The sequence below is a fragment of the Gallintestinimicrobium sp. genome, assembly GCF_046968865.1.
GTDB classification, from domain to species: Bacteria; Bacillota; Clostridia; order Lachnospirales; family Lachnospiraceae; genus Gallintestinimicrobium; species Gallintestinimicrobium propionicum.
In genome coordinates, this window is the sequence record NZ_JBKVPW010000001.1 from 388,013 (window position 1) to 402,158 (window position 14,146).

A 14,146-nucleotide genomic window follows, 5' to 3' on the forward strand; every position below is an offset into this window, starting at 1 on the left:
CCGTTCACCCGCGCCATTCGCAGCTTCTTTTGCACATGAAGCGGCGCTCTCTTCCTGTAAAAAGCCACGAGTGTACTTGTAACCCATAGTGTACCAGAATCTCTTTTTTCTGACAACTTTTCTTGCTTTTTAAATGGGCTTATTATATGATGAAACTATCTTGATACAGGTCTGTTTTCCTGTACTGACACGGATTTTATTGAACGGAGGCTTCCTTATGAAAATGCACAAACATTTCGGGCTTGTTTTAACAGCCTGTCTGGTTCTGTCCCTGCTCTTTACACCGGCTTTTCTGCTTCCTGCGCAGGCAGCTAATACGGTTACCGTACAGGGCAAGGTCATGTCCGGCACCACCGGCAGCCTTTTGCTGCTGGATACCCCTCAGGGCAAAATGGAGATTAAGATCGATAATGCCACTGACACCACTGCCGGTAAAATCCTGCTGCCCGATCAGGCAATTTCCGTCACCGTTACCGGCGGCAGCGACGGCTATCTGCATGCAACTAAAATTTCCACCGGCAATCAGATCGGCAATGTCATTGTAGATACCAACAACACAGTTGACGTCACCGGAACCCTCAACCAAAATACAAAGGACAACGATCTGCATCTGGATACTCCTCAGGGTGAGATGATCATCCGGCTGGATCCTTCTACCGAGATGGGCAGCTGTGCCTTCCTTGTTTTAAACGGCAAATACCGCATTACCTGCGGACGCGGCTCTGACGCATATCTCCACGCTGTAAAAATTGCGGACGCTTCTTCTGCAGCCAATACCTCTGCATCTGTAAACGGCGATAACTCTGCTTATCCGTTCATAAACGGCACGGTAGATTCCAAAACGACCAACAACCTGCTCTATCTCTCCACCACCGGAGGCACGATGCAGTTTGTAATCGACAACAATGCAAACACCTTAAAGGGTCTGATGATGACAAGCGGACGTTCCCTGACCGTTTATTATTACCACGGCAATGATGGCTATCTACACGCCGTTACCACAGTCGGCGCAAGAAGCAGCTCCTCGGCTTCTGTCAATACCGCTTCCACGCTGACCGCCACCGGCACTGTAAACGGGAACTCAACCGAGAATATGCTTTTCCTCGATACACCTCAGGGACAGATGGAAATCAAGCTCGATTCCGTCAACGCAATCAACGGCTGCAGGGTTCTGGTCACCAACCAGCGCATTTCCGTTACCTGTGCGTCTGGCTCCGACGCCTATCTGCACGCGGTTACGATCACTGCAAAATAAAAAAGAATGTGCCTCGGCACATTCTCGCGCCGAGGCGCGGTTGCCTCGGCAACCATCTACCCCTGCGCCGAGTGCGCATCCTCGCGGAGCGTTATTATTTCATAGGACGCATTTTCCTATGAAATAATAGCATGCGCGCTTCTCGAAACATCCTAAGGAGGTTTTTCATGGACATAGAATTTTACAACAAACTGAATCAGGCTCTACATGGAGATGCGGGAAAAATTGACCGAGTTATGCGTTTCCGCTATCTCAACGAGTTCGTCAAACCCGGACAGATCCTGTTTGCAGGCTCCAGCCTGATGGAACAGTTTCCCATCCAGGAATTTGTCGCGGATTTCGACCTTCCGCTGACCATCTATAACCGCGGTGTCGGCGGCTTCACCACATCGGAAATGCTCGCCTGCATGCAGGACTGCGTTTATGCGCTCCGTCCCGCCTACATTTTTATCAACATCGGAACCAACGACTTAAACGATCCCGCCTGCACGCCAGACGTTCTGCACAACCGCTACCGCACCATTCTTTCCGGCATCCGCGAACATCTTCCACAGGCAAAGCTGTTTCTGCTCGCCTATTATCCGGTCAATCCGGACGTCGCCGACGCAGGCATGAAAGAAGTGTTAAAAGTCCGCAGCAATGACTGTATCTGCCGTGCCAACGAGATGGTAAAAGAGCTCGCCGCCGAGGTTGGTGCAGCCTACATAGACGCCAACGATGACATCAAGGATGAAAAGGGACAGTTAAAAGCGGAATATACCGTAGAGGGGATGCACATGTACGCAAACGGCTACAAAGCGGTGCTCGATCGGCTGCTTCCGCACCTTTTAATGTTAAAGTAATAAAAATACACTTTAGAATGGAGCCTTCAACCAATGTACACAAATACGACACAATATTTACGTGCTCTCGCCTCAGATCTTGTCCATGGCTGCCGCCGCACAGCTGCAGACGGCACTGTGATTTATACCCCGGACGGCACAGCCAGCTATGACGGACTGTGGCTCCGCGATTTTTCCTATATGGTGGAATACGCAGGTTTCGCCATTCCGGATCAGGATATTGTAAACTGCATCCGCTATGCGGTCCGTCACCGCCGTGCCGACGGATGGATGCCAGACCGGGTGACGACAGACGGTCTGGCTGTTTACGCCGCCGGAATCGCTGCAGCTCCCGTCGGAGAAGCGAATCTCGACAATACGCCTTTTTTGATTTTCACCGTAGACAGCCTTTCCAGACGGATGGATCCGGAAGCCTTCCTGCCTCTGTTTACCGAATGGGAGGCCGATCTCGAGCAGGGATTGTTCCTGCTGCCCCTCGAGGAACACGGTCTGGTCTACAACGACGTTCAGAACCCCCATTCCCCCTATGGCTTCACCGATACCATCGGCAAAACCGGCACGCTCTATATGGAATCCCTGCTCTACTGGCGTGCCTGCCGTATGATGGAGCGCATGTGCAAAACCTACGGTATCAAAAATCCGGACCGCTTCGCAAAAGCTGCCGAATCTGTCGAGCGTTCCCTTTCCCTGCTGTTTGATCCTGCTGCCGGCGCTTTTTATGCCGCAACAAAAGACTGCCATCAGTACGACATCTGGGGCATGGCGTACATGCTTTACATCGGCTTTCCCTGCTCTGCGAACGAAAAACAGGCGGTTCTCTCTTTTCTGGAAAAAAATTATGATGCCTGCGTCTACCGCGGTCAGGTTCGCCACCTCTTAAAAGGACAATACTGGGAGCGCCTGCTGATCGATGTCGAACCTGAGACCTACCAGAACGGTGCTTACTGGGCAACTGCCTCCGGCTGGATGATCTGGTGTCTTGCACAGCAAAATCCCGCTCTCGCCGTCCGCTCCTTAGAAGACGTGGTTTCCTGTTTCAAAACCGACGGCTCCTTCGAGTGCATAAACGAAGGCTATGAAAAGCTGCCTCTTTTCGTCGTCAGCGCAACCAACGTCTGCGGAGGATTCGAACGCACGATTTCGGATTTCCCTGAATTTGGCGCCGGAAAGATTGACTAAGCCTGCAGCACCAGACTTTCAAAAACCTGACCATCCTGCAAAACGTTTTTTATCCTATAGAAGCCGGATTTTCTTTGCGATAAAAAAGCTGTCCTGTGATCCGTTTTTCATCACAGGACAGCTTTTCTTTTTTTATTCATGTCAATAGAATACTCGCAGAGCGTGCATTCTATTGTTGTGCCTCACAAGATTGCCAGGGACAAACGCGGCGTTTCAAATAAATATTCGAAAACATAACAGCATGCTCCCAATGCATAGTCATCCTCTAAAAGCTGTGCCTCTCTCAGCTCCAGCTTCGTTTCCATCTCGTTGATGTGATATTTTTTTATGGTTTCTTCCATGATATTCCAATATGTTGTCCCCTTTAACGGCTCACAGCTTGCAATCAGCACCATTTTGGGTTCCAATATCTTGATCAGGTTCGAAATCGTGATCCCGAGATAAAAAGCAGCATCCTTTAAAATTTTCTGGCTGACTGCATCCCCATTTCGGGACAGCTTCATAAAATCCCGCATTGTATAATACGACTCGTTTTCACTATTTGTCAGTTCCTGATACCTGCGATTCAATGCCAGTTCTCCTGCATAGGCATCCAGACACCCGCGATTGCCGCAGACACACATCGGACCTTCTGCATTCAATACAGTATGCCCGATATAACCGGCATTGCCCTGTACCCCATCCATCAGTTTATTCTGATACATGTATGCACTGCCTATGCCGGAACGGATTCCAATATAAACAAAATCCGAATTGTCCTCCCGCATATACTTCTTCTTTTCTACAAGCGCCAGTAAATGCACGTCATTATTTACATAAACCGGAAGATGAAATTTTTCCTGCAGAATCCGCTGCAATTCAACATGCTCCCAGCCCCGGATTCTCGTGATGTGCAGGGATCTGCCTTCTGTCTTTCGAATCGTTCCGCAAATCCCGACACCGATCCCGACGATCCTGGGCCGCACAGAGGAAAATTCTTCCAGCAGATGCTCAAGCTCCCTGAGCATCCGCGCCAAAACCTCTTCCGCCTGCGTATCTATCTGAAACAGGATTTTCCGTCTGCCCACAATTTCCCGTTTAGCATTCGCAAGCGCGATCCGGATTGTCGGAAATTCAAAATCAATTCCAATCGCATACGCAGAATCTCCATTTATGCACAGCAACTGCGGAGGCCGTCCTCCTGTCGATTCCCGAAAACCGCCGTTTACTACAATTCCTTCTTCTTTAAAAGAATTGATGATCTCCAGGATCGTAGGACGGCTCAGCAGTGTCTTTTCCGCAATTTCTTCCAGCGTAACAGGTTCAAAGGCCTGTATGCACTGCATTACCAGATATTGGTTCGCTTCTTTGATCACTTTCGTTGTATTTTTTTTCATTCGCTGGTTGGTCCCCCCGTTTTTGTCACTCTTAAAACAGTATTATTGTAACATTATTTTTTCCGCACTTCCACAACTATATCAGCAAACCAAACGAAAAATATTCTAAATTCGTTCATATTTTCTGGACAATGCAGTGTCTGAAATTTGGGGGAACCACATGACATTTTATTTCTGTTTCAATATTCAGTGCTTTGCAGGATAGCGCATCGGCACGAGTCTGGCTTTCATCAGCGCAAATACGATACTCGGAACCAAAACAAGCTGAATCACCAGACCGGGCAGACAGGTTACAAAATATCCGGTTGCCCATGCTGCCAGAGAATAGCTTCCCGGCGAAAAGATCAGCGCTCTAAAGAGACCGGCGATCACACGACCGATCAACAGACCGCCAACAAGGCTGATGTACAGATCCGCATAAATTTTTCCGGTGCGCACAAATTTCATGAACAGACCGCAGAGCAGGCCATACGCGCCAAGCTCCACCATCATGCAGGGCAGATAACCCATCGCAGGCATACCGGTCAGCAGGCTGGATAACAGCGGACCTGCCAGGCCGCACAGCAGACCATAAGGCCAGCCCACCAGCAGACCGCACAGCAGTACCGGAATGTGCATCGGGCAAAAAATCGCCCCTGCATTCTGAATGGAATGGAACGCCATCGGCAGCACCACACACAGCGCAATACATACAGCAGTAATCATTGCACGTTTTACCTGAGACATTTGAGACATAACATTTCTCCTCCTTGAAAAAAATATCTATTACACGCTGCGCAGTCCCTCACCTTTTTTCAGACTGCGCTGCGGTAATTCCTCATTTCGATTTCATCCCTCTGATTTGCATTTTATCATGGGATTTTTCATGCATTATTTTCTATTTTTGCAAGAATACCTGCATAATCAAAAAAATCGCACTCGCGGCAATCGCCACATTCCCGTTGCGGTTTGGCAATGATTTTTTCTTCTTTGTTCGCCGCCCCGGCCCGCGATAACCTCTCGCCTCCATTGCGCACGCCAGTTCATCCGCCCGACGAAACGCCGCCAGAAACACCGGTATGACCAGCGGCAGAAAGCTCGCCGCACGCTCTGTCAGCTTTTTACTTTCAAACCGAGCCCCTCGTGCAGTCTGCGCCATCCGGATTGTCTCCGCTTCCTCTCCCAGCACCGGAATAAACTGCATCGCAACACCCAGAATCATCGCGATTTCTTCCGTCGGAACTCCGACCTTCGAAAGCGGCGAAAGCAGTTCCTCCAGCCCATGCGTGATTTCCATCGGCTCTGTCGTGACCGTCAGCACCATGCAGAAAACTAAAATTAATACCAGGTGAACGACCACCATCGCCCCCTGTCGGATTCCCTCCCGGCTCAGCCGGAAAATCCACCAGCTCCAGATGCAGTGCTCCCCGCTGTAAAAAAACGCATTCATCAAAAAGATCACTGCCAAAAACCGACACATCCCTTTTTGTTGTTTTATCTGCTCCCGCAGGGATATCCCTGCCAGATACGATACCGTCAGCGCCGCTGCCGCCGCGGCGATACAGCCAAACAGCCCTTTGGACACGATCACCGCTGCAATCACCAGGCACAGCCCCAGCAGCTTTCCTTTCGCATCTGCCCGATGAAAAAATGTATTTCCGGGGCGATACTGCCCCATCGGCATCTGCATCATCTGTTTTCTCCTTTTTCCCCAGTCAACGCACCGATAATCTCGTCCCGCAGCGCCTCATAAGTAACGGGAAGCCCGCTGCCCGGCAGAATCCTCTTTTCTTCCACGGGAACGTTTTCCATCTCTTCCTGAAGCGCAGGTGTAAGCCCTCTCCGCTTTGCCGCCCCCTCCGGCAGCACACCGTTTGCCAGCAAAAGCTCCGCGGTCTGCGCTGCTTCGCTGCCGAGCAGTCCGATCGTCCGAAGCGCCCTGCTGTCTCCCAATACCTCCTGACAGCTTCCATCCATTACAATTTTGCCCTGCTTCATTCCAATGATCCGTGCAGCATGCTGTGCCAGTGCGTCCAGGTTGTGGGACACCATCAACACTGTCACACCCTGCCCTGTCAGCCTTTCCAGAAATTCCAGAAACATCTCCCGCGCCATCGGATCCAGTCCGGCAAGCGGCTCATCCAGCATCAGAAGCTCCGGCTTTGTCGCCAGAACGCCTGCGATCGCCACTCTGCGCTTCTCTCCGCCAGATAAAGAAAGCGGCGACTGATCTTTGATTTCCTCATAGGAAAATCCCATCTGCTCCAGCGCCCATCTGACGCGTTCCTGTTTTTCCTCCCGGCTAAGTCTGCTGTATTTCAGTCCGAAGCCCACATCCTTCTCCACTGTTTGTGCAAAAAGTTGATATTCCGGATACTGAAATACCATTCCTACTTTTCTGCGCAGAACTGCCCGATCGAATCGTCTGGAAAAAATATTTTCCCCGTCCAACAGAATTTCTCCGCTCTGCACTTCCAGTAGTCCAGCCATCGCCTTTAACAGCGTCGTCTTGCCGCAGCCGGTGCACCCGACGATCCCGACAAATTCTCCTGCCCCGATTTGCAGGCTGACCTGATCCAGTACCCAGGCTGCTCCATATCCAACTGTTAATTTTCTGACTTCCATCTGCATAGCGCTTCTGCCAGCTCCTCTTTCGTCAGCGGGCATCGGTTCAGTTCAATTCCCACCAGTTTTAAATCTTCATACATCCGAACTGCCATGGGCGGTACAATTCCCGCCTGTATCAACAGTCTGCTGTCCGTCAGAATTTCCCGCACACTCCCCTGTGCAAGGACGGTATTCGGATCCTTCTGTCCATTGGGACGTCCCATCAAAATCACCTGATCTGCCAACACAGCTTCTTCCACATCATGGGTGATCATAACAACTGTTTTTCCACAATCGCGCAGCTTTTTCATCTCTGCGAGTACTTCCCGGCGTCCTTTCGGGTCCAGCATGGAAGTCGCCTCGTCAAAGATCAGGATCTCCGGGTTCAACGCCAGCACCCCCGCCAGCGCAGCCCGCTGTTTCTGCCCACCGGACAAGCTCGACGGAGAACGCTTTTCATACCCTTCCAGCCCGACCAGTTCCAGCGCTGCCTTCACTTTCGATGTGACCTCCCGTTCCGGAACCTGAGCGTTTTCCAGACCAAAAGCAATATCCTCTTCCAACACAGAAGAAACAAACTGATTATCCGGATTCTGGAATACCATGCCACATATCCTGCACAGCTCCCACTTATTTGCAGGATTTCCTGCATTTATGCCATTTACAGAAAGCTTACCGTCCTGAAGCGGCAGCAATCCGTTCATCAGACGCACAAGCGTGGACTTTCCGCAGCCGTTGCATCCAAGGATCGCCGTCCATTCGCCCTCTTTCAGCTCTATATTCGCTTGTTCAAATACCGGAATGCTCTCCCCGTCCCAGAAATAGGAAAATCCCAGTCTACTTCCCTTTATCATCACTTTATTCCTGTCTGCAATCTATTCTGATGTCAAAAACTGCCGTACTGCCGCTGCGCCGGTCCCGTTCAACTGCACCTGCTCCATCGTCGAAATTTTGCACAACAAAAGGGAACCTGTCTTTTTGAAAGACAAATTCCCTTCCTGGCAATTCTTTTCTTCATGATCCGGATCGTCCTGTGACCACCATGTTTTTCCTTATTATGACCTTATTATGATAAGGATCATCACGATAATTGTTACGATCGTTTCCGTCTTTCTGCCGCTCGGCTCCCTTCGGAGAGACTTACCTGTCTTCTTCAAAAGACACCGGCAGATTTTCCGGCTGTATTACTTTCTTACAGCAATTCCTGTTTGCCTGATATCGTTAGTATTGTAACAAATTTCATTCCAAAAGGCAAAGACTTTTTGCCTGCAAATCTTTCTGCGAACGCTCCCTTTGTTTAATTTTTAACTTTCGCTTTTTATCTTGAACCATTTCAATTTTATGATATAATTCAATTCAACAGTATCCTGTTTTTATGGATCATGACGCATCCTGTTTTTTTGAACTTTTTATTCAATTTAAATTGCATTCATTTTTAAACTTATATTTATAATTTGAACTCTATGTTCAAGCATCATTCATGACAATAGAATGCTCGCAGAGCGTGCCTTCTATTGTTTGTAGGAAAGGAGCCTTCTATGTCAAACATAGCCTATGAACTTTTTGCATCCCGTTTAAAGGAATCCATGAATCAGCAGCAAATGAAACCGATTGATCTTTTACATCTCGCGGAAGAACAGAATTTAAAGCTCGGCAAAAGCCACATCAGCCAGTATGTCAACGGCAAAACCATGCCCCGCGCTGAGATCCTGCAGTTTCTTGCAAATGCCCTCCAGGTTGAGGCAGACTGGCTGGCAGGGCGCACCGGTTCTGCACAGAATTTCAGTTCAGGAAAATTGAACTCTGGCAGTACAAAGCTTCCGACCGAGTTCAATTTTTGCCCTCATCCAGACACGGTCATCGGTTCCTCCTCCGCAGGTTCGGTTCAATCTTCTACATTCTCCAAACGTTCCGATTCGGTTCAGAAGAAAACTTCTTCCCGTCAGGACGGTTCAGACTTTTCCGCTCCGTCTGCTTCCCAGCCGACGCTGTTTAAAAAGTCTTCCAAATTGAACAATGTTCTTTACGATGTCCGCGGTCCGGTTGTCGATGAAGCTGAACGGATGGAATCCTCAGGCGTTCAGATTTTAAAATTGAACATCGGCAATCCCGCCCCCTTCGGCTTCCGCACTCCCGATGAAGTCATTTACGACATGCGCCAGCAGCTGACGGAATGCGAAGGCTATTCTCCCGCTAAGGGACTGTTTGCAGCCCGCAAAGCAATCATGCAGTATGCACAGCTAAAAAATATCCCCAACGTCACCATCGAGGATATCTACACGGGAAACGGTGTCAGCGAGCTGATCAATTTAAGCATGTCCGCCCTGCTGGACGACGGGGATGAAATCCTGATCCCTTCCCCCGACTACCCGCTCTGGACTGCCTGCGCAACGCTTGCAGGCGGCAAAGCTGTCCATTATCTCTGCGATGAGCAGGCAGACTGGTATCCTGACCTTGCCGACATTCGAAAAAAGATCACGTGCCGCACGAAAGCGATCGTCATCATCAATCCCAACAATCCGACCGGCGCGCTTTATCCGAAGGAAGTTCTGGAAGGAATCGTGGAAATCGCGCGTCAGCACCATCTGATCATCTTTTCCGATGAGATTTATGACCGACTGGTCATGGACGGCGGCGAGCATATTTCCATCGCATCCCTGGCTCCCGACCTGTTCTGTGTCACCTTCAGCGGTCTGTCCAAGTCCCACATGATCGCAGGCTTTCGAATTGGATGGATGATTTTAAGCGGCAACAAAGCCATCGCGCAGGACTATATCGAAGGCATCCGTATGCTCTCTAATATGCGCCTGTGCTCCAATGTTCCCGCGCAGTCCATCGTCCAGACTGCCCTCGGCGGCTACCAGAGCGTCAGCAATTATTTAACGCCCGGCGGACGGATTTATGAGCAGCGTGAGTGCATTTATCAGGCATTAAAGGACATTCCCGGACTGAGCGTTGTAAAACCGAAAGCAGCCTTTTACATGTTCCCGAAGCTCGACGTCAAAAAGTTTCATATCACCAACGACGAACAGTTTGCCCTCGATCTTCTGCGCGACAAGAAAATCCTGCTTATCCATGGCGGAGGCTTCCACTGGGAACAGCCTGATCACTTCCGGGTCGTATACCTGCCCCGGATCGAGGTACTCAAGGAATCTGCAGACAAAATTGCGGACTTCTTAAGCTATTACCAGCAAAACCGACGCTGAAAAAAAACAGCCCTGCGGCACAGGAGCTTCCAACCGGAACATCCCGCCGTAGGGCTGTTTTTTTCTTCCTTCGAGCTTCAAACTGCGCTTTGAACATCACCCTGGTCCAATCTGCCCGAAAGCAGCTTTTTTCGCATATAAAAATATCCCGGAATCAGCACCAGATCGGCGCCCATCCATGCCAGTACCTCTGCGAATAAAATTCCATTTTCTCCAAAAAGCACCGGTAAAATCAGCGTCGCACCGGTTCTCATAATAAATTCAAAAATTCCGGATACAAGCGGAATCACGGTATTTCCCATTCCCTGGATCACGCTGCGGACGATATGTAAAATATACAGTACCCATAAGAAGCTACTCATAATCCGCAAAAAGCGCCATGCAACCACCGCAGCCTGACTGCTCTGAGCTGCATCTGCAGAGATGAAAAGTCCCAGAATATTTCGTCCGAACAGAAACATCAGTCCGGTAATGACAAAGGAAGTCAGCACACCGATCAAAACACCGATTCTGGTTCCCTCCTTGATCCTGTCTGTTTTTCCCGCACCGAGGTTCTGACCCGCGTAGGTAACCATTGCAAAGCCATAGGAGGTCGCTGCCACCTCAAGGATACCATAAAGCTTGCACGTCGCCGTGTAGCCTGCGATAAATGCAACGCCAAAGCTGTTTACCACAGTCTGCACGATCATGCCTCCAATGGCGATCACAAGGTTCTGAAATGCCATCGGTAGTCCAAGATAGATCAGTTTCCCGCAAAGTCCGGCATGAAGTCTCCATTTGGCGGCCTTCCTTTTTTCTGCAAGCACCTCGATCCGGCACAGCTTCCACAGACAATATGCAGAAGCAAGGGTCTGGGCGATCACAGTTGCAAGGGCTGCACCCTTTACACCCCAGCCAAGCTCCAGGATAAAATATAAATCCAGCGCAATATTAAACAGCGCTGCGATAACACATGCTGTCAGAGGTGTTTTACTGTCTCCAAACGCCCGCAGCATAGCCGCAGTAAAATTATAGAGCATCATCAGCGGAATACCACCAAAGAGCACATACAAATAGTCCAGACAGATCGGGCGAATATCAACAGGAACCTGTAAAATCCCCACCAAACCGGGTAATCCGATCAGAATACCAACGGTAAATAAAATCGCCGCCACTACTGCCAGAAAAGACGCATGAAAAATGGTTTCCTGAAGCGCCTCCTCTTTTTTGGCACCAAACTGCTGGGAAACAAGGATGCCAAAGCCCTGGGTGATTCCCTGAATGGTCCCCAAAACCAGCCAGTTTATCGACTCTACAGTGCCGAGTGCTGCCAACGCATCCACTCCAAGTATTTTTCCTACAATGGCCGTATCAGCCACCGTATAAAACTGTTGAAATACATTTCCCAACATCAACGGCAATGCAAAACTTAAAATCAGCATCGCCATATTTCCCTGGGTCATATCCATAACACCGGAATTGCCTTTTGTTTTCATCCTGTTTTCTATCCTTCTTTTCTATTTCACAATTTTCTGTGATATCCCACAGTACTTTTCATACTTCCCATATTGACTTTTTTCCGCCATTCATCTTATGATGAAGAAAAAAACGGAGGATTTCCATATGCAGCTTACAATTAAGCATCCTTTTCTCTGTCTTCCGGTTGTATCCCACCCGAAAGATACCAGGGTCCTGAAACTTTTTGACGGCGAAAAGCTTCTTTTATGTGTTTATTTTCCTTTCGGAGAAGCCGCTGCAGACAACGGAACCTATTCCTACGAATATCTTTCCCCTCTGCCGGTTTCTGAATGGATGGGACGCACGCTGACCCTGTCTGCAGAGTTTCCTGCAGGTTTTGAAGATGCAGTTACTCAGACTGACGAGCTTCCTGTCTCCGGCGAAGTGCATCCGGCTGTCCACTTTACAGCCAACGCAGGCTGGATCAACGATCCAAATGGTCTTGTTTACGACAATGGAACCTATCACTTATATTATCAACACAATCCCTTCGGTGTCAATTGGAACAATATGAGTTGGGGACATGCCACCAGTACAGACCTGCTCCACTGGACACGGCTTCCTGTTGCCATGCTTCCGGATGAAGAGGGAACCATCTTCTCCGGCTGCGGTCTGACAAACGAGCACAGGGATGAAATTCAGGCAGCTGCTGACAGCAACCTCTATCGAAGTCTTCCCAAGGATGCACTCCTGTTCTTCTATACCGCAGCCGGCGGCAGCCATGACAGCGCCTGCAGCGAGGGAAAAGACTACACCCAGCACACGGCATACAGCACCGATCATGGTCTCACTCTGCAGAAGCTTCCGGGAGCAGTTGTTCCGTTTCTCAAAACAGACAACCGTGACCCCAAGGTTTACTGGCACGAAAAATCCAAAGCATTTATCATGTCCCTTTACTTAAAAGGCACGGAATATGCCATCCTTCGTTCCACAGATATGCTCCACTGGGAGATCACTCAGCAACTGACTTTCGAAACTGCCAACGAATGCCCCGATCTGCGCCCGATTTCTACACCGGACGGCACTGAAAAATGGATTTTCTATACTGCTTCCAGTGAATACTTTATCGGCGATTTTGACGGCTTCCGCTTTACCAACTACAGCGCCGGCAAACGTGCTTCCTATACAGAACTCGCTTATGCCGGACAAACCTATAATAACGCACCTGACCGCATCGTACTGATTCAGTGGCTGCGCACCCAGAATCCGGAACGTCTCTATACCGGCATGCTGACGTTGCCCCGTGAACTTGAGCTGATCAAGCAGGATGGTGAATGGATTCTTGCACAGCATCCTGTTCATGAATGGTTTGATGCAAAAAAAGCAGCGAACACACTCTTCCACGCAGCTGACACCACATCCTGCCAGGCAGAGCTGACTTCTCCTGCAGCAGTTGGCATTGACGTATCTCTTGGCAGCACCGGCAAAGTTTCCTTCTCCATTTTAGGAAATGTCTGCGCCTATGATGCAGCAACCGGTATCTTTACATGTGCAGATAAAGCCACCCAGCTTCCTGCCGGCTTAACAGAGCTTCATCTGATCGCTGACCGCGGCATTCTGGAGCTTTCTGCTAAACAGGATACCGTCATTGCCTACTGGGAGCTGCCTGATGACCGTACCTGCGGAACCATTACTGTCAATGCTGACACACCGATCTGTGCAGAAGCCTGGACGCTACATTAAAAAGCAGCTTATATGAATTTCAAACATTTTCACAACGGGTATCATTAGTATAAAAAGCCGTCCGAATAGAAGCTATTTTCTTTCGGACGGCTTTTTGACATTCCTGTGACAGAAAATAGAATGCACGCTCTGCGAGCATTCTATTGTCATGAATAAAAAGTGGAACAAACGCTCCTTTGCTCCACTCAAAAATGCTATATTTTATAAAACAACAAAAAAATCCAATCTCAGCATCCACCAAAATCAGACTTCACACAAAAGTGCTGGTAGCCGGACTTGAACCGGCACGGAGTTGCCCCCGAGGGATTTTAAGTCCCTTGCGTCTGCCTATTCCGCCATACCAGCATATAAAATTATAATTTCTTTTAAAAGAAACGACCCAGACGGGACTCGAACCCGTGACCTCCGCCGTGACAGGGCGGCGCTCTAACCAACTGAGCCACTAGGCCAAATAACTAACTAATTTCAAAAATGGACCTTCGGGGACTCGAACCCAGGACCGACCGGTTATGAGCCGGTTGC

11 protein-coding genes and 2 tRNA genes are annotated in these 14,146 nt (G+C 49.4%); 5 read left to right on the top strand and 8 right to left on the bottom strand.

Going from position 1 to position 14,146, the window contains the following annotated elements; all coding sequences use genetic code 11:
- Positions 1-217 precede the first annotated feature (217 nt).
- From ACLTOQ_RS01660 to ACLTOQ_RS01670, 3 genes are all read left to right on the top strand, one after another.
- Entirely contained in the window at positions 218-1,255 is a 1,038-nt protein-coding gene (locus tag ACLTOQ_RS01660) for a hypothetical protein (protein ID WP_337598878.1), read from the top strand.
- Positions 1,256-1,422: 167 nt separating this feature from the next.
- On the top strand, positions 1,423-2,097 hold the full coding sequence (locus ACLTOQ_RS01665) for a GDSL-type esterase/lipase family protein (protein ID WP_337598880.1): 675 nt from the start codon (positions 1,423-1,425) through the stop codon (positions 2,095-2,097).
- Positions 2,098-2,130: 33 nt separating this feature from the next.
- Complete coding sequence (locus tag ACLTOQ_RS01670; protein WP_412318528.1) at positions 2,131-3,276, top strand: hypothetical protein; 1,146 nt, start codon at positions 2,131-2,133, stop codon at positions 3,274-3,276.
- A gap of 182 nt (positions 3,277-3,458) precedes the next feature.
- On the opposite strand, the gene ACLTOQ_RS01675 is transcribed toward ACLTOQ_RS01670, so the two are convergent.
- The 5 genes from ACLTOQ_RS01675 to ACLTOQ_RS01695 all read right to left on the bottom strand — a co-directional run bounded on the left by ACLTOQ_RS01675 (position 3,459) and on the right by ACLTOQ_RS01695 (position 8,092).
- Complete coding sequence (locus tag ACLTOQ_RS01675) at positions 3,459-4,652, bottom strand: ROK family transcriptional regulator (protein ID WP_117962363.1); 1,194 nt, start codon at positions 4,650-4,652, stop codon at positions 3,459-3,461.
- A 186-nt stretch (positions 4,653-4,838) separates the two neighbouring features.
- Positions 4,839-5,387, bottom strand: coding sequence for an ECF transporter S component (locus tag ACLTOQ_RS01680; protein WP_117962364.1), 549 nt, complete (start codon positions 5,385-5,387; stop codon positions 4,839-4,841).
- Positions 5,388-5,529: 142 nt separating this feature from the next.
- The gene (locus ACLTOQ_RS01685) at positions 5,530-6,324 is read right to left on the bottom strand and encodes an energy-coupling factor transporter transmembrane component T family protein (protein WP_412318529.1); all 795 of its coding nucleotides are present in this window, start codon (positions 6,322-6,324) and stop codon (positions 5,530-5,532) included.
- Complete coding sequence (locus tag ACLTOQ_RS01690) at positions 6,321-7,256, bottom strand: energy-coupling factor ABC transporter ATP-binding protein (RefSeq protein WP_412318531.1); 936 nt, start codon at positions 7,254-7,256, stop codon at positions 6,321-6,323. Before ACLTOQ_RS01690 ends, ACLTOQ_RS01685 begins: the two co-directional genes overlap by 4 nt.
- A complete protein-coding gene (locus ACLTOQ_RS01695) occupies positions 7,238-8,092 on the bottom strand; it encodes an ATP-binding cassette domain-containing protein (protein ID WP_412318533.1) in 855 nt (284 codons plus the stop codon). The genes ACLTOQ_RS01690 and ACLTOQ_RS01695 overlap by 19 nt, the downstream gene beginning before the upstream one ends.
- A 684-nt stretch (positions 8,093-8,776) precedes the next feature.
- On the opposite strand from ACLTOQ_RS01695, the gene ACLTOQ_RS01700 reads away from it, so the two are divergent.
- Positions 8,777-10,444 (top strand): aminotransferase class I/II-fold pyridoxal phosphate-dependent enzyme, encoded by a 1,668-nt coding sequence (locus ACLTOQ_RS01700; RefSeq protein ID WP_412318535.1) that lies wholly within the window; start codon positions 8,777-8,779, stop codon positions 10,442-10,444.
- Between the two features lie 77 nt (positions 10,445-10,521).
- Here ACLTOQ_RS01700 and ACLTOQ_RS01705 read toward each other — a convergent pair whose 3' ends face one another.
- Complete coding sequence (locus ACLTOQ_RS01705; RefSeq protein ID WP_412318537.1) at positions 10,522-11,919, bottom strand: MATE family efflux transporter; 1,398 nt, start codon at positions 11,917-11,919, stop codon at positions 10,522-10,524.
- Positions 11,920-12,046: 127 nt separating this feature from the next.
- Between ACLTOQ_RS01705 and ACLTOQ_RS01710 the strand changes: the two genes are divergently transcribed.
- Positions 12,047-13,624, top strand: coding sequence for a glycoside hydrolase family 32 protein (locus tag ACLTOQ_RS01710; RefSeq protein WP_412318538.1), 1,578 nt, complete (start codon positions 12,047-12,049; stop codon positions 13,622-13,624).
- A gap of 261 nt (positions 13,625-13,885) precedes the next feature.
- Here the strand turns inward: ACLTOQ_RS01710 and ACLTOQ_RS01715 are convergent.
- Both ACLTOQ_RS01715 and ACLTOQ_RS01720 read right to left on the bottom strand, forming a co-directional pair.
- Positions 13,886-13,969: transfer RNA gene (locus ACLTOQ_RS01715), tRNA-Leu, on the bottom strand.
- A 30-nt stretch (positions 13,970-13,999) separates the two neighbouring features.
- Positions 14,000-14,073: transfer RNA gene (locus ACLTOQ_RS01720), tRNA-Asp, on the bottom strand.
- Between the last annotated feature and the right edge of the window lie 73 nt (positions 14,074-14,146).